Here is an 18,981-nt window from a genome sequence, read left to right on the forward strand (position 1 = left end):
GCGCGTGGGGCCGCGACGTGGCGCCGGAACGGGGTGCCGGCCCCGGGCGGCGCGAGGAACGCGGCGGCGTCCGCGGGACGCGCCCCGGCCCGGACGGGGGCCGGGGACCCGGGGGGGGCGGGTCGCAGAGCACCGGGCCACACAGCGAGTTGACGGGGCGTCAGGTGCGGGCGGAGGGCCGCGCCACGACGGGACGGCAGGTGTGCGCCCCGGGGCACTCACCGGGCGCCGCCGCCCTCGGGGGGGCGTACGGGCGGGGCGTACGGGCCCCGCCCGGGCCGTCAGTGTGCTTCGGGGCCGGCCAGGTGGCGGGCGATCACCATCCGCTGGATCTGGTTGGTGCCCTCGACGATCTGGAGGACCTTGGCCTCGCGCATGTAGCGCTCGGCCGGGAAGTCGACGGTGTAGCCGTAGCCGCCGAGCAGTTGGACGGCGTCGGTGGTGACCCGCATCGCGGCGTCCGTGCAGAAGAGCTTGGCCATCGCCGCCTCCTTGGAGAACGGCAGGCCGGCGTCGCGCAGCCGGGCGGCGCTCAGGTACAGCGCCCGGCCGGCCTCCACCTGGGTCGCCATGTCCGCGAGCATGAACCGCAGGCCCTGGAAGTCGGCGATCGCACGGCCGAATTGGCGCCGTCCCGCGGTGTACGCCAGCGCCTCGTCCAGCGCGGCCTGGGCCACACCGATGGCGCAGGCGGCGATGCCCAGGCGGCCGGAGTCCAGGGCGGACAGCGCGATGGAGAAGCCCTGGCCCTCCTCGCCGATGCGGCGGGCGTCGGGCACCCGCACCCCGTCGAAGTGCAGCTGCGCGGTCGGCGAGCCCTTCATGCCCATCTTGCGCTCGGGCCTGGCCGGCCGGAGCCCCTCGGCGTCCCCGGGGACGAGGAAGGCGGTGATGCCGTGCGGGCCGCTGCCGCCGGTGCGGGCCAGCACCGTGTAGAAGTCGGCCACTCCCCCGTGGGTGGTCCACGCCTTGGTGCCCTCGATGGTCCAGGTGTCGCCGCTGCGGGTGGCGCGGGTGGTCAGCGAGGCCGCGTCGGAGCCGGCGGCGGGCTCGGAGAGGCAGTAGGCGCCCAGCAGGCCGCCGCCGAGCATGGCCGGCAGGTGCTCGGCACGCTGCTCCTTGGTGCCGTACCCGGCGAGCGCGTGGCAGGCCAGGGTGTGCACGCTGACGCCGAGGCCCACGGTGAGGCGGGCGGCCGCGAGCTCCTCCAGGACCTGGAGGTAGACCTCGTAGGGCTGGTCGCCGCCGCCGAATTCCGCGGCGTACGGGAGGGAGAGCAGCCCGGATTCGGAGAGCAGCGTGAACAGCGTGCGGGGGAAGCGGCCGGCTTCCTCCTCCTCGGCGGCCGAGGGGCGGATCTCGCGGGCGGCGAGCTCCCGCACCAGGGCCATCAGGTCGCGGGCCTCCTCGGTGGGCAGCCTGCGGTCCACCGGCGGGGGAACGTACTCGGTCATGGCGGCGCTCCTCTCCCTTTCGGGCGCTGCGGCGACGCGCGCGGGGTGGGCGGCGGCGCCGGTATCCGTCGTGCCTCGGCCGATGATCACCCTCCGGATCGCGGACGGCGATGACCTGCGACTGTGGCGCTAGGAGTATGCCCGATCGGCGGCCCGCCGTCACGGGTCGATCTTCGATCACCGGCCGGTTCCGGGCCACTTGGCGGCCGGCGGGCACCGGACACCGAATTGGTCCGAACCATTGACGCAGTGGTCTAGTCCTTCTACCTTCTCAGCAACGTTCCGCGCGTTCATGCCAATTCGGCAGGCATGCGCGCCGGGACGCCGCCATGCTCCACCCTCGCCCCCTCCGAGGAGACGACATGCTCAGACCGCACCGGAAACGATCCCCGCGGAAGCTGCTCGCCACCGCGACCGCCCTGTGTACCGCGGCCCTGGCCGGCACGCTCTTCGCCGGCTCCGCCTCCGCCCGCCCCTCGCCGGCCGGCGCCCCCACCGCCGCGCGCCCGGCCGCCGCGCCGCAGACCACCGCGGCCACCGCGCAGACCACCGCGGCCGGCACCAAGGTCGTCGGCTACTTCACCGACTGGGGCATCTACGACCGCAATTACCAGGTCAAGAACATCGAGACCTCGGGCTCCGCGGCCAAGCTGACCCACATCAACTACGCCTTCGGCAACACCCAGGGCGGCCGGTGCTCCATCGGCGACGCCTACGCCGACTACGACAAGGCGTTCACCGCCGACCAGAGCGTCGACGGCAAGGCCGACACCTGGGACGACCCGAACGGCCTGCGCGGCAACTTCAACCAGCTGCGCAAGCTCAAGAAGCTGCACCCCAACCTCAAGGTGCTGTGGTCGTTCGGCGGCTGGACCTGGTCGGGCGGGTTCAGCGAGGCGGCCAAGAACCCCGCGGCGTTCGCCCAGTCCTGCTACGACCTGGTCAAGGACAAGCGCTGGGCGGATGTCTTCGACGGCATCGACATCGACTGGGAGTACCCCAACGCCTGCGGCCTGACCTGCGACACCAGCGGCAAGGCGGCGTTCACCAACGTGCTCAAGGCGGTCCGGGACAAGTTCGGCCAGGGCAGCCTGGTGACCGCGGCGATCACCGCGGACGCCTCGGACGGCGGCAAGATGGACGCCGCGGACTACGGGGGCGCGGCCCAGTACGTCGACTGGTACAACGCGATGACCTACGACTACTTCGGTGCCTGGGACGCCAAGGGCCCGACCGCCCCGCACTCCCCGCTGACGTCGTACAACGGCATACCGAAGGCCGGTTTCAACACCAGCGACACCATCGCCAAGCTCAAGAAGCTCGGCGTGCCGGCGAACAAGCTGCTGCTGGGCATCGGCTTCTACGGCCGCGGCTGGCAGGGCGTCACCCAGGACGCGGCGGGCGGCACCGCGACCGGCGCGGCGCCCGGCAAGTACGAGGCGGGCATCGACGACTACAAGGTGATCAAGGCACGCTGCCCGGCCACCGGCACGGTCGGCGGCACCGCCTACGCCAAGTGCGGTGACCAGTGGTGGAGTTACGACACGCCGCAGACCATCGGCACCAAGATGGCCTTCAAGGACGCCCAGGGGCTGGGCGGCACCTTCTTCTGGGAGCTGAGCGGGGACACCCCGAACGGTGAGCTGATCAAGGCCATCAGGTAGCGGCCCGGCCGCCGGGCGGCCTGGGCACCGGACCACGGGTACGGGGGAAGCAAGCGGGCGGGAGGCATCGGCCTCCCGCCCGTTCTCCGTGCATCCAGCGACTCTTGACGGTATGTCAGGCAGGCGGCCGGGGCGGGGCCGGGCAGTCCGGCTCGTACTCCTCGATCAGCCGCAGGGTGTCCCCCAGTCCGCGGACCAGCAGCGACACCACCGTCTCCCGGGGCAGCTCGGGCCGCTCGATCCAGTCGAGGGTGACGCCCTCGACGCTGGAGAGCCAGCCGGTCAGCGCCGTGCGGGCGAGCGGGGGGATCCCCTCCCGGCCCCAGGCACCCCGGGCGATGGTGGCCAGCAGCCGGGCGCGGACCCGGGCCCGGATGGCCAGCACCTCGGCGTCGAAGCCGACCCCGCCGGTGACGATCGCGCGGTAGGCCGCCTGGTGGTGCTGGGCGTAGCGGAGGTAGCCGTCGACGGTGCGCCGGACGCGTGCGACGGGCGGCAGCTCGCGGGTGCTGCCGGCGCGCTGGACCAGCTCGTCGACCGCGTCCTCGATGATCGCGAGGTAGTAGCCCCGCTTGTTGCCGAAGTAGTAGTAGATCAGCCCCTTGGCGACCCCGGCCCGCCGGGCGATGTCGTCCATGGACAGCGCGTCGTAGGAGGTGTCGGCGAACAGCGTCCGTCCGGTGGCTATCAGTGCGGCGCGGCGGGTCCGGGACCGTTCGGTGCCACCGGTCCCGGAGGCCGTCCGCCGCTGCTGTTGACTCTTGTTCAAAATCCCGCCCTACTCTCCAACTGCCAGGAGTTCAGCGCAGTATGACAGAACGTCATACTTGCCATTCCGGTCCGTGGCGGGCCCCCGCGGACGGCTCCACGCAGCACTTCCCTCGCGCACTCGACCACTGCCCCGGGGAGGACCGGTGTTCCTGTGGTGCACGCCCGCCGCGCACCACTACGTGAGCATCAACGCGCTGATCCTCTCCGTGCTCTCGTTCGCCGCGACCCACCTCGGCGGCTTCCTGGTCGGCATGGGCCTGGGCATCGCGGGCAGCGCCATGGGGTTCGGGTGGAGGGCGGGGACGGGCCGGTCCGGGGCCGGTGGGACGGATGCGGCGGCGGCGGACGGTTCCGGGGCCGCCGGGGCGGAGGCGGCAGGGGCGGCGGGTCCCGGGGCCACCGGGGCGGAGGCGGCAGGAGCGGCGGGTCCCGGGGCCGCCGGGGCGGAGGCGGCGGGTCCGGGGGCCGCGGCCCGTAGCCGGGACCCGCGCGGCAGCGGGCGCACGCTGCTCGCGGTCGCCCTGCCGGCCGCACTGCTCACCACCCTCGGCGGCCCGGCGCAGCGGGCCGGTGCGGCCCCGCCTCCGGCGCCGCCGGTCCCGCCGACCGTGACCACCACCCGCTTCGCCCCGCAGGGCTTCACCCTGGCCGGGGTCACCACCGTCCCCACCGCCGACGGCCCGCGCACGGTGATGGTGCTGCGCATGCGGGCGGCCACCCTGACCGACTACCGCCTCACCACCCGCGACCCACCGGGCCCCCAACTCTCCCTCGCCGCGGACGCGTTGGACCTGCACGGCACGGTCACCCTCTACCTCACCAAGTTCAGCGGCTGCCTCGAAGGCGTGCTCTGCCTCACCTTCACCCCCGACACCCTCCCGGTCCCCCCGGTCGTCCCGCCGTTCGTCTCCATGACCCGGGTGAGCGCGGAACAGGCGCTCGTCACCGCCGACCTGATCGCCGCCGACGGCCTGCGGCTCCGGGCGGGCGGCCCGGCCGCCGGCGGCTGACCGGCGCCCGCCCCGCGGGGTTTACGCCCCGGTCCGCGCCGAGCACCATCGGCGTACGGGGCATCAGCGGCCGCATCGGAGAGGTGACGCGTGGGCAACCCTTGGCTGGCACTGGAGGCGGGCGCCGACCCGGCCGAACGCATCCGCGCGGTGCGCCGGTCCCACGAGGCGTTCCTCGCCGGCGGGACGGTCGCGCCGCCGGTCCGGCAGGTGGTCGCCGACTCCTGGCGCCGCTCGGCGCGGGCCCTGGCCGCCCCGGACGGCCTGGCCCCGGTGGAACTCCACGGGACCGCGCTGCGCGACTACCGGGAGGCGCACCCGCTGGCCCGCGCGATGCCGGTCTTCCGGGAGCTGCTGGGCAGCATCGCCCAGGACGGCGCGCACCTGCTGGCGGTCTGCGACCCGCAGGGGCGGCTGCTGTGGGTGGAGGGGCACCCGGGGGTGCTGCGCCGGGCGGAGCGGATGAACTTCGTCGTCGGGGCGCGCTGGGACGAACGCCATGCCGGCACCAACGCACCGGGCACCGCGCTCGCCGCCGGCCACGCGGTCCAGATCTTCGCCACCGAGCACTACAACCGGCGGGTGCAGCCGTGGACCTGCGCCGCCGCGCCGCTGCACGACCTGCGGACCGGGCGGCTGCTGGGCGCCGTGGACATCACCGGCGGCGACCACCTGGCCGGCCCGCACAGCCTGGCCCTGGTCCGGGCCACCGCCCGCGCCGCCGAGGCGCACCTCGCCGCGGACCTGCCGTGCTCCGGCACCTCCCTGACCTGCCTGGGCCGGGACGAGGCGCTGCTGGTCCGGGCCGGTGAGCGGCTGCGGCTGAGCCGCCGGCACAGCGAGATCATGGTGCTGCTGACCCGCCACCCGGCGGGCCTGACGGGTGATCAGCTCGCGGTGCTGCTCTACGGCGAACGGGACGTGCGCCCGGTCACCCTGCGCGCCGAACTCTCCCGCCTGCGGCAGCTCACCGGCCCCCTGCTGGCCTCCCGCCCGTACCGCCTGACCACGCCCGTCGGAACCGACCTCGACGCCCTGGAGAGGGACCTGGCGGCCCACCGCCCGCTCCCCGCCCTCGACACCTACCCCGGCCCGCCGCTGCCCTCGTCGGAGGCGCCCGGGATCCGCCGGCTGCGCACCGGACTGGAGGACCGGCTGCGCCGCGCACTGCTCGCCACCGGCGACCCGGACCGGCTGCGTGCCTGGTCGCGCACCCCCTGGGGCGAGCACGACCTGGAGGTCTGGGAAGCCCTGGTGGCCGCGCTGCCCGTCCGCTCCCCCGCGTACGCCGCGGCCCTCGCCACCGCCGGCCGCCTGCGCTCCGCGTACGGCCTGCCCGCCGCGCTCCCCGGCCGCGCGTCCCCCGCCGCGCGCTGACCGCCGCCCGGCGCACCGCCCGCCCCGCCGGAACCGGCGGCTCCGCCGCCCGCAACGTCCGCGCAACGTCCGCCGCCCTACCCTCCCCGCACCGCCCGCCGCACGGGAGCGGCGGGCCGAGCCGAACGACCCTTGGGGAGGCCGCCCGTGGCACGCTACGCGAACCCTGGTTCCGCCGACGCCGTGATGTCCTACCGGTCCCGTTACGACCACTGGATCGGCGGGGAGTTCGCGGCCCCCGCCCGGGGCGGGTACTTCGAGAATCCGACCCCGGTCAACGGCCAGGCGTTCACCGAGGTCGCCCGCGGCACCGCCGAGGACGTCGAACGGGCCCTGGACGCCGCCCACGCGGCCGCCCCCGGCTGGGCCCGCACCCCCGCCGCCGAACGCGCCGCCGTCCTGCACCGGATCGCCGACCGGATGGAGACGCACCTGGAGGCGCTGGCGGTCGCCGAGAGCTGGGAGAACGGCAAACCGGTCCGGGAGACGCTGGCCGCCGACATCCCGCTCGCCATCGACCACTTCCGCTACTTCGCCGGCGCGGTCCGCGCCCAGGAGGGCACCCTCTCGGAGATCGACGAGGACACCGTCGCGTACCACTTCCACGAGCCGCTGGGCGTGGTCGGCCAGATCATCCCGTGGAACTTCCCGATCCTGATGGCCTCCTGGAAACTGGCCCCGGCGCTGGCCGCCGGCAACACGGTGGTGCTCAAGCCCGCCGAGCAGACCCCCGCCTCCCTTCACTACCTCATGAGCCTGATCGCCGACCTGCTGCCGCCGGGCGTCGTCAACATCGTCAACGGCTTCGGCGTCGAGGCCGGCAAACCGCTGGCGTCCAGCCCCCGGGTGGCGAAGATCGCCTTCACCGGCGAGACCACCACCGGCCGGCTGATCATGCAGTACGCCTCCGAGCACATCCGGCCGGTCACCCTGGAACTGGGCGGCAAGAGCCCCAACATCTTCTTCGACGACGTCTCCGCCGCCCCGGACGACTTCCGGGACAAGGCCCTCGAAGGCTTCACCATGTTCGCCCTCAACCAGGGCGAGGTGTGCACCTGCCCGTCCCGCGCCCTGATCCAGCGCGGCCACTACGCCGACTTCCTGGCCGACGGCGTGGCCCGCACCGAGCGCATCGTCCAGGGCCACCCCCTGGACACCGCCACCATGGTCGGCGCCCAGGCGTCCAACGACCAGCTGGAGAAGATCCTCTCCTACCTCGACATCGGCCAGAAGGAAGGCGCCCGCATCCTGACCGGCGGCGCCCGCGCCGAACTGGGCGGCGAGCTGGAGGGCGGCTACTACGTCCGCCCGACCGTCTTCGAGGGCGACAACGCGATGCGGATCTTCCAGGAGGAGATCTTCGGCCCGGTCGTCGCCGTCGCCCCCTTCACCGACTTCTCCGACGCCATCACCCTCGCCAACGACACCCTGTACGGCCTCGGCGCCGGCGTCTGGACCCGCGACGGCTCCACCGCCTACCGCGCCGGCCGCGCCATCCAGGCCGGCCGCGTCTGGACCAACTGCTACCACGCCTACCCGGCCCACGCCGCCTTCGGCGGCTACAAGCAGTCCGGCATCGGCCGCGAAACCCACAAAATGATGCTCGACCACTACCAGCAGACCAAGAACCTCCTCGTCTCCTACTCCCCCAAGGCGCTCGGCTTCTTCTAGCAGCCCGAAAAAAGGCGCCTGGCCAGCGGTTTTGCTGGTCAGGCGCCTTCCGTTCGACTCTCTCGAACCCGAACTCGTTTTACGCCCTAACTCCCGATTCCTCCCACCGCTATCCCCCTCCTGACCAGCTGTTCCGGACCAGTCGCCATGACAGCGGCACCGTGCTGGGCACGGTGTGCCTCATCGACCCCGACAAGCGCCCCTTGAGCGAGGCCCGACGGCTCAGGGACATCGTCATCAACGCCGGTGCCCAGGTGATCGACCGGATGGTTCGCGCCCCCGCCCGCAGTGCGGGGTGGACTTCGTGGTGCCGTCGAGCAAGGTGACGCCGGCCGCGGTTTGCGCCTTAGAAGCGATTCCCAAACCGAGGGTAGGGTCACGTTTTCCCAGGTGAGGTGTGTGGCCGTCGCTCGTTAGGCATGCTCGGGCCGTCGTGTCGGTGCGGGGCGCGCTGGGAGGTGGCGGATGGCGTCGGTGCTGGGGGTGCTGGAGCGGCGTGAGCGGGTGGCGTTGGCTCGGGCGGAGGAGCTGAGGGCCGGGCTGGAACGGCTTCAAGCTGCTGTCGCGGAGGCGGAGGAGGCCGCGCGGCGCGCGGTCATCGCTCGCGAGGAGACCGTCGAGGCCCTGGCCGAGGCGGCCGATGAAGCCGCTCTGTCCGAGGCGCCGACGGCAGCGGTGCCAGTCGCGGTCGGCGTCGGACAGCGGGTCGAGGTGCCGCTGTGGCGCGAAGGGATGGGGACCGAGATGCTTCCGCCGGACTGCGCGCGGATCGTGGCTCTGGTCCGGGAGGACGCGGCCGACGGTGGAGAGGGGTGCGGGCACGGGCGATGTGCGAGCATCTGGGCTGACCGGCCAGTGACGCGAGGGAGCAGGCGGCGCGGTTTCGGGCGAAGCGGCTGGTGGAGCGGGGCTGGTTGGCCGAGGGGCGGCCGGGGTTGTTCAGGCCGCGGACCGGTTGAGGCGGCGGGGTGTCGGTCGGCCGGAGCGGGCCAGGCGGCGGGTGGCGGGGATGCTCGCGGCCCACCAGGCCATCGCCTCGGCGCTGTCGATGCGGGGCTCGTAGTCCCGGGCGAGGCGCCGGGCCCGGATCAGGTGGGAGAAACCCAGGGTGTCCACGGCGATGTGCCGCTTCCTCCCGTTGATCTTCTTCCCGGCGTCATAGCCGCGGGTGGCCGCGCCGACAGTGGCGTCGGCCTTCACCGACTGCGAATCGATGATCGCGGCGGTGGGCGCCTGCTTCTTCCCGGCCAGGGCGCGCAGCATTGTGCGCAGCCGGCCGTAGAGCTCCTTGATGAAGTCGTTGTCGCGCCAGCGGCGGAAGAACCTGTACACGGCCCGCCACTTGGGGAACTCGGCGGGCAGGCTGGCCCAGCGAACACCCTCGGCGACCAGGTAGCGCACCGCATCGATCAGCTGGCGGTGGCAATAGCCCTCCGGGCGGCCCCCTTGTCCGTTCAGCCAGGCCGGGACGGACGGTAGTGGCCGCACGATCGCCCACTCCGCGTCGGTGAGGTCGGAGCCGTAGCAATGATGCGCACGGAAGTTCGAGCAGCAGTCGTATCCCTCGGTTGGTGAACCGCTTCCTACCCGAGGAGGAACTGCGTCCCGACGACGTTCAGGAGCGCCAGCCGGTCGGCGTCCTCGGTGCCGGGCTGGGCGGAGTAGACCATGATCCGCAGGTCGCTGCCGGTGACGCTGAGGATGTCGCAGTCCAGGGTCAGCGCCCCGACAAGGGGGTGGTCGATGGTCTTGCGGGCGGCCTGGTGCTCGCCGACCGCGCCCGACTGCCACAGCGTCTCGAAGTGGGCGCTGCGGCGGCGCAGTTCGGCGATGAGGGCCTTGAGGTTTGCGTCGTCGGGGTAGCGGGCGGCGGTGCGGCGCAGGTCGGCGACGAGGGAGGCCTGCAGGGCGCCCCTGGATTCGGGCGTCTGGCGCACGCGGTGGTCGGGGTTGAGGAAGTTGCGCCAGACGCCGTTGAGGTCGTCGCCCTGCCATTCGCCCATGAGGGCCGTGTAGAGGGGGTTGGCGAGCAGTTGGTTCCAGGCGGCGTCGAAGACGGCGACGGGTGTGCCGGCCAGGCGGTCCAGCATGCGGTGGACGCCGGGGGTGATGTGCCGCGGGACCATGCCGGGCCCGGGCGGCGCGAGGCCGGCCAGGCGGAACAGGTGGGCGCGTTCGTCCTGGGTGAGCCGCAGGGCGCGGGCCAGGGCTTCGACGATCTGGGGTGAGGGGCTGGTGGCGCGTCCCTGTTCCAGCCGGATGATGTAGTCGGCGGAGACGCCGGCCAGCTGGGAGAGTTCCTCGCGCCGCAGCCCGGCGGCACGCCGTCGACCCCCGCCGGGCAGGCCGACGGCCTGGGGCGGGACGCGATCGCGCCAGTGACGCAGGGCCGCGCCGAGTTCTGTGGTCGCCATACCGTCGATTGTGGCAAATGAGTCGATGACCAGCCTAGTACTGCCATTCCCAGGAAAACCGGTCTACTGGCTGGTCGCACGGTCCTCGCCAACCGTGGACGCATGACACGAGCACGATTCCCTGAACGACCCGTCGTGGGGTTCATCGGGCTGGGTGACCAGGGCCTGCCCATGGCCACCGCGATCTCCGAAGCCGACTTCCCCCTGCACGCCTGGGCCCGGCGCCCCACCTCCCTGACGGCCTCGCCGAGGTCCTCCACCAGCGACACGACACGCTCGCCGAGCTGGCCGCCGCCTGCGACATCGTCTGCCTGTGCGTGGGCACCGACGACGACGTCCTGCAGCTCGCCGATCAGCTACTCGAAGACCTTCGTCCCGGCGCCATCGTGGTCAACCAGGGCACCGGCCTGCCCGGCAACGCCGTCCGCCTGACCGAGCTGTGCGCGAAGGGCGGCGTCGAGGTGCTGGACGCGCCGGTCAGCGGCGGCCGCCCGGCCGCGCAGGAGCGCCCGGCTGACCGTGATGGTCGGCGGCCCGCAAGCGGCGGCCGAACACTGCACACCGGTGTTCCGCTCGTTCTCCCGCCAGGTGGTGCACCTCGGTGACGCCGGGGCGGGGCAGACGGCGAAGCTGTTCAACAACGCCCTGCTGATGATGAACCAGGCCGCGATCGCCGAGACCGTCGACCTGGCCACCCGGCTGGAGCTGGACCCGGTCCCGCTGGTGGAAGTCCTGAAGCTGGGCAGCGCCGCCAGCGCGGCCCTGTCCCTGCTGAACACCATGGTGCGGCCCGACAACGTCGACCACCTCTCCGCCGCCGAAGCCCTCGACATGCAGCTGTTCGACCAGGCCATGCGCCAGGCCGGCATCGACTCCACCCCGGCCACCGAGCGCGGCCTGGCCGGCGTCCACGGGCTCACCCAGCTCGTGCACCGCCTGAGTGCCTGAACCACGACCGCCTTCACATCGCACAAGGAGGGCCCCTATGTCCGCCGATGACGTGACGCAGCTGGTGCTGCGCGAACGCCAGGGCCGGGACCGCGGCCGGTACCCCGAGATGGCGGCCTGCTTCGCCGACGACTCCATGGTCCAGATGAGCTGGTTTACCGGCAGCGGAGCCGAGTTCGCCCGCCAGGCCCGCGCTATGGCCGGGCGCGGCGACTACGCCGTGCACCGGCTCAGTCCACCCGCCGTCCGCCTCGACGGCGACCGGGCCCTGGCCGAACTGCCGCTGATCATCGAGTGGCGCATCGACGTCGACGGCACGGAGGCGGATCTGGCCTCCGCCTGCCGCTCGCAGTACCGAGCCCAGCGTGGCACCGACGGCCAGTGGCGCATCGCCCGGATCACCTCGATCTACGAGAAGGACCCCCTCGTCCCCGTTCTGCCGGGCGCCCGGCTCACCGTCGACCCGGACGAGCTGGCCCACTACAGGCCCTCCTACCGGTTCCTGGCCTGGTACCTGAACCGCAAGGGCTACACCGTCGGCGACCGCCACCTCGGCGACGACCGGCCCGAGGCCGTCGCGGCCCAGTACCGCGCCGAACACGCCTGGCTCCACCAGGACCCCACCCCGGCCGCTTCGGCCACCCTCTGAAAGGAAACGCTCCCATGAGCAAGCTCGCCCTCGTCACCGGCGCCACCTCCGGCATCGGCAAGGCCTTCGCCGAACGCCTCGCCGCCGACGGCTACGACCTGATCATCGTCGGCCGCAACAAGGACCGCCTGGAGGAGTTCGCCACCGCCCACCCCGAGGTCACCGTCCGCACCGTCGCCGCGGACCTGTCCACCGACATCGGCGTCGACACCGTCGCCGACATCTGCGCCACCGAGCCGCTGACCATGCTCGTCAACAACGCCGGAGTCGCCCACTACATGCCCCTGGCGGACCTGCCCGCCGACAAGGCCCGCGAACTCGTCCACGTCAAGGTCGTCGCCCCCACCATGCTCACCCGCGCCGTCGTCGCCGGCATGCAGGAACGCGGCGAAGGGAAGATCATCAATGTGGCCGGGATGATCGCCTTCAGCGGCCCCGCCGACAAGGCCGTCATGCCCCGCCGCGCCGTCTACGCCGGCAGCCTGGCCCACCTCGTCGCCATGTCCCAGACCCTCAGCGCCGAGCTGGAGGACACCGGCGTCCAGGTCCAGGTGCTGTGCCCGGGCGTGGTCGCCACCGAGTTCCACACCCGCCAGGGCCTCGACATGAGCGTCGTGCCCCGCATGAGCGCCGAGGACGTCGTCACCGCCGGCCTGCGCGGCCTCGAACTCGGCGAGGTCGTCTGCGCCCCCGGCGTCGAGGACGCCGGCCTGCTCGACGCCGTCTTCCAGGCCGACCTCGCCGCGTTCGGCGGCCAGAGCCCCGCTCTCGCCTCCCGCTACCGGGCCAACTGAACCAGGCCCTCGCCCCCGGCCCCGGCCATGCGGCCAGGGCCGGGCGACACGGGAACTGCCGCCTGTCGGCTACTCGAACACCTCCGCCACGGGCCGGATTACCGGCCCGGCCCGCAGGCCGAGGCCCTGCGGCAGGTCATCATGCAGAACTACCACCGCGACCCGGCGTGCTACTTGCGCTGGCGTACCGCCGAGGACGAAGGGCTGCCACCCTCCTCCTTGCAAGCGATTCCCAAACCGAAGGTAGGGTCACGTTTTCCCAGGTGAGGTGTGTGGCCGTCGCTCGTTAGGCATGCCCGGCCGTCGTGTCGGTGCGGGGCGTGCTGGGAGGTGGCGGATGGCGTCGGTGCTGGGGGTGCTGGAGCGGCGTGAGCGGGTGGCGTTGGCTCGGGCGGAGGAGGCCGCGCGGCGCGCGGACATCGCTCGCGAGGAGACCGTCGAGGCCCTGGCCGAGGCGGCCGATGTAGCCGCTGTATCCGAGGCGCCGACGGCCGTTCGGAGCTGGACGCGGACGGAGCAAGCACGCCACAGTGGGGCACCGGGCCTGCTGATGGTTCGTTGACTCGCCATCACCGAACTGTGCGGGAGGCCCTTACCCTTCTCCTGTGCGCCGACTGCGGAGCGATCACCCGAATGAGGCTGATACGCACGGAAGTTCGAGCAGTAGCCATATCCCTCGGTTTGGAAATCGCTTCTCACAAAGAGCGTCCACGCGGCCGCCTCTGTCCCCGCCGCCACGACCGGCCACGATCCGGCCAAGCGGGTGCCGGGCCGCAAGCGCGGCCCGGCCGTGGACGTCCTCGGCCTGGTCATCGCAGTCGTCGTCCTCGCCGCGAACGTTCACGACAACACCGCAGGCATCGCTCTGCTGAGCGAGGTCGCCGAGAACGCCGGCGGCACCGTCAGCAAGGCTCTGGTCGACCAGGGCTTCAAGACCCAGGTCGTCACACACGGAGCCGGCCTCGGCATCGACGTGGAGATCGTCCAACGCGACCCGCAGCACAAGGGGTTCGTCCCGCAGCCGAAGCAGTGGAGGGTCGAGCAGACTTACGGGATCTCGATACTGCACCGACGTCTGGTCCGCGACTACGAACACCACCCCTCCTCCTCGACCTCCCGCGTCTACTGGGCAATGACCCCTGTGATGGTCCGATGCCTCACCGGCGCGAACACCCCCCACCTGGCGCGAAACGGCGGCAGCCGTGTGAACATCCAGTCTCTCCTCCAGGCACTGGACATCCAGGAAGAGGCCGCCCGGGCCCTGGCCGACGACCTCCGCGCGCAGATCGACGACCTACAGATCCGGCTGCGGGAAGCCGAGACCCACCTCGAACACCTCGCGATCACCCGCAAGACCGTCACCAGCCTCGCCGACCGGATCCCCGCCTCCCCGCCCCAACTGCCCGAGCATCCGGACTACGCCCGCATTCTCACCGTGCTCAACGAGGCCACCGGACCGCTGCGGGCCAAGGACGTCTGCCAGGCCCTCGGCCACGAACTCCTACCCAAGAACGTCGAGGGCACCCGAGCCAAGCTGAAACGCCTGGTCAAACTCGGCGTCCTCGCCGAAGCCGACACGGGCAGCTTCGCCAGGAAGCAATAGCCGCCGCTACGACCAGCATCCCTGACGCAACCCTCATACGGAAACGGACATCACTTCACGAACCGTCCACTGAGAACCCCTGACGCAATGCGGGTGGCCGTGCCTTCCGGGCATGTGCGTGGGTTGCTTGCGTGTGGGTTAAACGGAACCCTCAACCCTGGCTGGCTGATGATGAGTTGTGGTCGAGGAGTTGTGGTCGAGGAGCAAGCCGTTGTTGCCGGTTCCGGTGCGTCGGCACCGGCATCCCGGCCGGAAGCGGGTGCTTGGACGACCGCAAGGTGTTGTACGGCATCCTGTTCCGTCCTCTACACCGGCATCCAGTGGGAGTGGCTGCCCGTCGCCCCGCTTGCGGGCCCCGGCCGCATGCTGGTGGGCGCGGCAGACCGTGGGGTCGACGTGCGGCTTCCACATGATCGCCCCCTTCAACGTCGGCCAGGGACTGGAGCCGGGTGAGGACCCGGTGCCAGGTGCCGTCCCGCCGCCACCCGAAGGGCACGAAGGCGGGAGGGCCGCCCGCCTCGGTGGGCGCTGATCGACGGCATCCGAATCCGGGGCCCAACCGGTATTCCCACAACGGCTCCGGCACCGCCCGCTGTTCCTCCGTAAGACCTCCCCGGCCCATGAACCGAGATCATCATCGGTCACAGTCCATTTCCGATGCACGCCCTGGAGCGGGGCAGGCGGCCAGGAGCTGGGCGGGCCTGACGGCTGTGCGCGGTCACCGGCTTGGCCGTGCGGGGGTGGACCAGCTGGCGAGCAGGCGCAGCGCTTGGTCGGAGGGGCTGCCGGGTTCTGCGGTGTAGAGGTAGAGGGCCTGGTCGGGGTCGTCGGGGAGGGTGAGTGACTCGTAGGTGAGGGTGAGCTCGCCGACGAGGGGGTGGCGGTAGAGCTTGGTGCCATGGGTGTATTGCAGGACATCGTGGTCGGCCCACCACTGACGGAAATCCTCGTCCCGTACGGACAGTTCGCCGACCAGTTCGTTCAGGCGGGGGTCGTGCGGGTGGCGGCCGGCGTAGAGGCGCAACACGGCCACCGTGCCGCGGGCGGCGGTCTCCCAGTCGGTGAGGAGGTCGTGGGCGGTGGGGTCGAGGAAAATGAAGCGGGCGAGGTTGCGGTCGCAGTGGGGCAGGGCGTCGAAGTCGGTGTAGAGGGCTTTGGCGAGGGGGTTGGCGGCGAGGACGTCCAGGCGGTGTCCGAGGATCATCGCCGGGGTGTCGGTCAGGGCGTCCAGGACCCGCAGCAGCCCGGGCCGTACCCGCTGGGGTGGCGCGGGGCGTCGGCGACCGCTGCCCGGCCTGGGTTTGGCCAGGTCGAACAGGTGGGCGCGCTCGGTCTGGTCGAGGCGCAGGGCGCGGGCCACGGCGTCCAGCACGGCGGCCGAAGCGTTCGGGGTGCGGCCGCGCTCCAGGCGTACGTAATAGTCGACGCTGACCCCGGCCAGCTCGGCGACCTCCTCGCGGCGCAGCCCGGGGACCCGGCGCCGCCCGGCGTGCGGGCTCAGCCCCGCCTCCTCGGGGCGAATCCGCGCCCGGCGCGAGCGCAGGAAGTCCCGCAGTTCCACGTTGGGTCCGCGCTCCGCTGACGTGCTCATTCCTTCAGCCTAGGGCGGTGTGCGGGGCCGCGCGCCACGCGAGGGGGGGGTCTGCCGAACCCCCGGTGGACCCGGGCTCCTCTGCCGGTGCGCGTCGGGCTGTGGACGGTGCTCTCCTGGGATGCGACACCGCACATCTCCCCGGAGGTTTCCCATGGCCAAGCCCCTGATCGTCATCACCGGCGCCAGTTCCGGTATCGGCGCCGCGACCGCGCGACTGCTGTCCTCGCAGGGCCACCCGCTTCTGCTGCTCGCCCGCCGGCTGGAGAAGCTGGAGGAGCTCGGTCTGCCGGACACGCTGTGCCGGCAGGTGGACGTCACCGACCGCCATGCCGTCGAGGAAGCCGTGCGCGAGGCGGAGGAGCGGTTCGGTCCGGTGGACGCGATCGTCAACAATGCCGGGGTGATGCTGCTGAGCCGCATCGCCGACCAGCCGGCCGAGGAGTGGGACCGGATGATCGACCTCAATGTCAAGGGCGTGCTGTACGGCACCCGAGCGGTGCTGCCCGGCATGCTCACCCGGGGCAGGGGCACGGTCATCAATATCAGCTCCGTCGCGGGCCGCAAGACCTTCCCCAACCATGCCGCCTACGTCGCCACCAAGTTCGCCGTGCACGCCCTGTCGGAGAACCTGCGCGAGGAGGTCGCCGCGAGCGGCGTACGGGTGGTGACCATCGCCCCCGGCGCCGTGGAGACCGAACTGCTCTCCCACACCAGCGACGAGCAGATCAAGAGCGACTACGAGGCATGGAAGAAGTCCGCGGGCGGCGCGCTGGCCCCGCAGGTCGTGGCCGAGGCCATCGCCTACGCCTACCGGCAGCCGCAGAACGTCACCATCCGGGAGATCGTCCTCGCCGCCACCGGCCAGGAAGCCTGAACCAGGCCGAACCGGACCGCCGGGGGCGGGCACGGTGCCGTCTCGATGCCACCCGCTGGACCGGCGGTCCGACCTCATCAGGCGGTCCGTGGAACCCGGCATGTCCGACAACGAGACCGTGGTCGCCGACGATGGCTAAGGGTTGTCCCGTAAATGATCTTCGATCTGACTCAGGCACGGTCAGCCGTAGCGAGGGCCGCTCGATCTATCCGGTGATGGCGAGGTTGTGCATCCGGGCGATGCCGAGCATGGCGTGGTGGACGCCGTCGCCTTTGAGGCGGCCACGAGGCGTACGTCCGGCGCCATCAAGGCGACGTATGCGTTGATGTCCAGGGTCTCGATGACCCGCAGCACCTCGGCGAACCAGGCGAGTCCCTGGTCGCTGAGCTGGTTGATGCGCACTCTGTCGAAGTTGGCCATGAAGGCTTCCGTTCTACCGCGCCGGCATGGGACCGGGTCAGCCGAGTTCGATGACGACCTTGCCGAACAGTCCGCCGGAGGTCTGAGTGGTGTAGGCAGCGGGGGCGTCGAGGAAGTCGATCCGCCGGTCGATCACGGGGTGGATGTCGTGGGTCTCGACGAAGTGCACGAGGTCGTCGTGCATGGTCCGGCTGCCGACCGCGACACCACGGACACGCGCCTGCTTGCCGAGCAGGGCGTACCCGTCCAGCGGCTCGCCTGCGACGTCGAACAGTCCGAGGGTGGCGACCTCGCCGCCGGGCGCGAGCGCGGTCAGGGCCTGGGGCATGATCGATACGCCGACGATGTCGACCACCTTGTCCACGCCGCCGGACAGCTCGAACACCGCCTGGCCCCACTGGGGTTCGGTGACGCTGTTCACGAAGCCGTCGACACCGAGCCGGACCAGCGCCTCGCCCTTCGCGTCGTTCCGGACGGTCGCGTAGACGCGGGCGCCGGCGGCGCGGGCGAGTTGCAGGGCGAACAGCGACACGCCGCCGCTGCCGATGATCAGGGCGGTGCTGCCCGCGGTGATCGGCTGGTCGCCGAAGAGGGCGTTCCAGGCGGTCAGGGCGGCCACGGGCAGGGTTGCGGCCTCGGCGTGGTCGAGGTTCGCCGGCGCCTTCATGACGCGTTCGGCAGGCAGGACGACGTACTCGGCGAGCACTCCGTCCTCCTCCAGCGCGCCCAGACCCAGGCCCATCGCGGCAGGCGGACGGCCGTCGCTCCAACCGAGCACGTGCAGGTTGGTGACCCGGTCGCCCACACGCCACTGCTCGACCTGCGGGCCGACGGCATCGATCTCACCGGCGACATCCGAGAGCGGGACCAGGTCGCGGCCCGGCAGCCGCCCGAACGGGCCCTTCAGAACCAGCTGGTCGCGGTAGTTCATCGAGATCGCCCGGACGCGAATGCGCACCTCGCCGGGCCCCGGCACCGGCACCGGCACCTCGTCGAGCACCAGCTTGGCCGCATCGGTCACGTCTGCCGGGAGTATCCAGCGCTTCATCGGTTTCCCTCCGTAGATAACTAACCGGATGGTTATCAGCAGACACCCGATCGCCGAGATTGTCAATAACTGGTTATTTACCTAAGGTGGGGCCATGTCACGAGATGCCGCTGCCACGCGCAGGAAGATCCTTGACGCCGCCGTGGAGGAGTTCTCCGCACGAGGCTTCGCAGGGGCCCGCATCGACCGGATCTCCGAAGTCGCCGCGGCGAACAAGCGGATGATCTATGTCTACTTCGGCAACAAGGAGGGCCTGTTCAGCGCCGTCCTGCACCATGTGATCGGAACACTGATCGCCGAGGTCCCGGTCACCGAGGACGACCTGCCCGGCTACGCCGGCCGGATGTTCGATCATCTGTTGACCCACCCCGAGGCGCTGCGGCTGAGCCTGTGGCGCCAGCTGGAACGCCCCGCCATCGGACCGGACGCGGCCGACGTCTACACCTCGAAGGTGCAGGCCATGGCCGGGCAGCACGGCTCCGCGCACCCGAGCGGCCTGCCGGCGACCGACCTGCTCGTCCTTGTCCAGGGCATGGCGGCCAGCTGGCTGATCAGCCCGGCCGACCTCTTGGCCGCCGACGGCGCCGACCCCACCTCGGCCGACCGCCTGGCCGCCCACCGGGCCGCCCTGGTCGAAGCCGTCCGCAGAGTCATCACCCCCGACTCACACCCGACCGCGAAGTGACCCGA

18 protein-coding genes and 1 pseudogene are annotated in these 18,981 nt (G+C 71.9%); 12 read left to right on the forward strand and 7 right to left on the reverse strand.

The window, feature by feature from the left end:
* Positions 1-281: 281 nt before the first annotated feature.
* Positions 282-1,454, reverse strand: coding sequence for an acyl-CoA dehydrogenase family protein (locus MUU72_RS00330; RefSeq protein WP_248011013.1), 1,173 nt, complete (start codon positions 1,452-1,454; stop codon positions 282-284).
* A gap of 362 nt (positions 1,455-1,816) precedes the next feature.
* Between MUU72_RS00330 and MUU72_RS00335 the strand changes: the two genes are divergently transcribed.
* Positions 1,817-3,118: a glycoside hydrolase family 18 protein gene (locus MUU72_RS00335; protein ID WP_248011014.1), complete on the forward strand. Its 1,302-nt coding sequence runs from the start codon at positions 1,817-1,819 to the stop codon at positions 3,116-3,118.
* Between the two features lie 115 nt (positions 3,119-3,233).
* Here the strand turns inward: MUU72_RS00335 and MUU72_RS00340 are convergent, their stop codons facing one another.
* The gene (locus MUU72_RS00340) at positions 3,234-3,887 is read right to left on the reverse strand and encodes a TetR/AcrR family transcriptional regulator (RefSeq protein ID WP_248011015.1); all 654 of its coding nucleotides are present in this window, start codon (positions 3,885-3,887) and stop codon (positions 3,234-3,236) included.
* Between the two features lie 127 nt (positions 3,888-4,014).
* Here MUU72_RS00340 and MUU72_RS00345 point away from each other — a divergent pair, with 127 nt between their 5' ends.
* From MUU72_RS00345 to exaC, 3 genes are all read left to right on the forward strand, one after another.
* Entirely contained in the window at positions 4,015-4,899 is an 885-nt protein-coding gene (locus MUU72_RS00345; RefSeq protein WP_248011281.1) for a DUF6114 domain-containing protein, read from the forward strand.
* A 90-nt stretch (positions 4,900-4,989) separates the two neighbouring features.
* On the forward strand, positions 4,990-6,276 hold the full coding sequence (locus MUU72_RS00350; protein WP_248011016.1) for a GAF domain-containing protein: 1,287 nt from the start codon (positions 4,990-4,992) through the stop codon (positions 6,274-6,276).
* A gap of 147 nt (positions 6,277-6,423) precedes the next feature.
* Complete coding sequence (exaC, locus tag MUU72_RS00355; protein WP_248011017.1) at positions 6,424-7,947, forward strand: acetaldehyde dehydrogenase ExaC; 1,524 nt, start codon at positions 6,424-6,426, stop codon at positions 7,945-7,947.
* 939 nt (positions 7,948-8,886) lie between these two features.
* Here exaC and MUU72_RS35800 read toward each other — a convergent pair.
* On the reverse strand, positions 8,887-9,435 hold the full coding sequence (locus MUU72_RS35800; RefSeq protein ID WP_248011018.1) for a transposase: 549 nt from the start codon (positions 9,433-9,435) through the stop codon (positions 8,887-8,889).
* A gap of 95 nt (positions 9,436-9,530) precedes the next feature.
* Positions 9,531-10,361: a helix-turn-helix transcriptional regulator gene (locus MUU72_RS00365; RefSeq protein WP_248011019.1), complete on the reverse strand. Its 831-nt coding sequence runs from the start codon at positions 10,359-10,361 to the stop codon at positions 9,531-9,533.
* Positions 10,362-10,678: 317 nt separating this feature from the next.
* Here MUU72_RS00365 and MUU72_RS00370 point away from each other — a divergent pair, with 317 nt between their 5' ends.
* The 6 genes and pseudogenes from MUU72_RS00370 to MUU72_RS35525 all read left to right on the forward strand — a co-directional run.
* Positions 10,679-10,966, forward strand: a complete 288-nt coding sequence (locus tag MUU72_RS00370; protein WP_248011020.1) for an NAD(P)-binding domain-containing protein — start codon at positions 10,679-10,681, stop codon at positions 10,964-10,966.
* A complete protein-coding gene (locus MUU72_RS00375; protein WP_248011021.1) occupies positions 10,926-11,309 on the forward strand; it encodes an NAD-binding protein in 384 nt (127 codons plus the stop codon). The genes MUU72_RS00370 and MUU72_RS00375 overlap by 41 nt, the downstream gene beginning before the upstream one ends.
* Positions 11,310-11,346: 37 nt before the next feature.
* Positions 11,347-11,958, forward strand: a complete 612-nt coding sequence (locus tag MUU72_RS00380; RefSeq protein WP_248011022.1) for a nuclear transport factor 2 family protein — start codon at positions 11,347-11,349, stop codon at positions 11,956-11,958.
* Positions 11,959-11,972: 14 nt separating this feature from the next.
* On the forward strand, positions 11,973-12,752 hold the full coding sequence (locus tag MUU72_RS00385) for an SDR family NAD(P)-dependent oxidoreductase (RefSeq protein ID WP_248011023.1): 780 nt from the start codon (positions 11,973-11,975) through the stop codon (positions 12,750-12,752).
* Between the two features lie 337 nt (positions 12,753-13,089).
* Positions 13,090-13,314 (forward strand): hypothetical protein, encoded by a 225-nt coding sequence (locus MUU72_RS00390; RefSeq protein WP_248011296.1) that lies wholly within the window; start codon positions 13,090-13,092, stop codon positions 13,312-13,314.
* 135 nt (positions 13,315-13,449) lie between these two features.
* Positions 13,450-13,929 (forward strand): annotated as a pseudogene (locus MUU72_RS35525) (transposase); the annotation flags it as partial.
* A 1,144-nt stretch (positions 13,930-15,073) separates the two neighbouring features.
* On the opposite strand, the gene MUU72_RS00405 reads toward MUU72_RS35525, so the two are convergent.
* The gene (locus tag MUU72_RS00405; RefSeq protein ID WP_248011025.1) at positions 15,074-15,946 is read right to left on the reverse strand and encodes a helix-turn-helix transcriptional regulator; all 873 of its coding nucleotides are present in this window, start codon (positions 15,944-15,946) and stop codon (positions 15,074-15,076) included.
* A 154-nt stretch (positions 15,947-16,100) separates the two neighbouring features.
* Between MUU72_RS00405 and MUU72_RS00410 the strand changes: the two genes are divergently transcribed.
* On the forward strand, positions 16,101-16,823 hold the full coding sequence (locus tag MUU72_RS00410) for an SDR family oxidoreductase (RefSeq protein WP_248011026.1): 723 nt from the start codon (positions 16,101-16,103) through the stop codon (positions 16,821-16,823).
* A gap of 180 nt (positions 16,824-17,003) precedes the next feature.
* Here the strand turns inward: MUU72_RS00410 and MUU72_RS00415 are convergent, their stop codons facing one another.
* A complete protein-coding gene (locus MUU72_RS00415; protein WP_248011027.1) occupies positions 17,004-17,243 on the reverse strand; it encodes a hypothetical protein in 240 nt (79 codons plus the stop codon).
* 37 nt (positions 17,244-17,280) lie between these two features.
* The gene (locus MUU72_RS00420) at positions 17,281-18,291 is read right to left on the reverse strand and encodes a zinc-dependent alcohol dehydrogenase family protein (RefSeq protein WP_248011028.1); all 1,011 of its coding nucleotides are present in this window, start codon (positions 18,289-18,291) and stop codon (positions 17,281-17,283) included.
* A gap of 94 nt (positions 18,292-18,385) precedes the next feature.
* On the opposite strand from MUU72_RS00420, the gene MUU72_RS00425 reads away from it, so the two are divergent.
* Entirely contained in the window at positions 18,386-18,976 is a 591-nt protein-coding gene (locus tag MUU72_RS00425; protein WP_248011029.1) for a TetR/AcrR family transcriptional regulator, read from the forward strand.
* Positions 18,977-18,981 lie beyond the last annotated feature (5 nt).

Source organism: Streptomyces rhizoryzae (assembly GCF_023155275.1).
GTDB classification, from domain to species: domain Bacteria; phylum Actinomycetota; class Actinomycetes; order Streptomycetales; family Streptomycetaceae; genus Streptomyces; species Streptomyces rhizoryzae.

Excerpts from the sequence above, each read along its gene's own strand:
- MUU72_RS00380 (WP_248011022.1), top strand. The coding sequence starts at position 11,347 with ATGTCCGCCGATGACGTGACGCAGCTGGTGCTGCGCGAACGCCAGGGC.
- MUU72_RS00420 (WP_248011028.1), bottom strand. The coding sequence starts at position 18,291 with ATGAAGCGCTGGATACTCCCGGCAGACGTGACCGATGCGGCCAAGCTG.
- MUU72_RS00390 (WP_248011296.1), top strand. The coding sequence starts at position 13,090 with ATGGCGTCGGTGCTGGGGGTGCTGGAGCGGCGTGAGCGGGTGGCGTTG.
- MUU72_RS00365 (WP_248011019.1), bottom strand. The coding sequence starts at position 10,361 with ATGGCGACCACAGAACTCGGCGCGGCCCTGCGTCACTGGCGCGATCGC.
- MUU72_RS00415 (WP_248011027.1), bottom strand. The coding sequence starts at position 17,243 with ATGGCCAACTTCGACAGAGTGCGCATCAACCAGCTCAGCGACCAGGGA.
- MUU72_RS00425 (WP_248011029.1), top strand. The coding sequence starts at position 18,386 with ATGTCACGAGATGCCGCTGCCACGCGCAGGAAGATCCTTGACGCCGCC.
- MUU72_RS00405 (WP_248011025.1), bottom strand. The coding sequence starts at position 15,946 with ATGAGCACGTCAGCGGAGCGCGGACCCAACGTGGAACTGCGGGACTTC.
- MUU72_RS00335 (WP_248011014.1), top strand. The coding sequence starts at position 1,817 with ATGCTCAGACCGCACCGGAAACGATCCCCGCGGAAGCTGCTCGCCACC.
- MUU72_RS00330 (WP_248011013.1), bottom strand. The coding sequence starts at position 1,454 with ATGACCGAGTACGTTCCCCCGCCGGTGGACCGCAGGCTGCCCACCGAG.
- MUU72_RS00410 (WP_248011026.1), top strand. The coding sequence starts at position 16,101 with ATGGCCAAGCCCCTGATCGTCATCACCGGCGCCAGTTCCGGTATCGGC.
- MUU72_RS00385 (WP_248011023.1), top strand. The coding sequence starts at position 11,973 with ATGAGCAAGCTCGCCCTCGTCACCGGCGCCACCTCCGGCATCGGCAAG.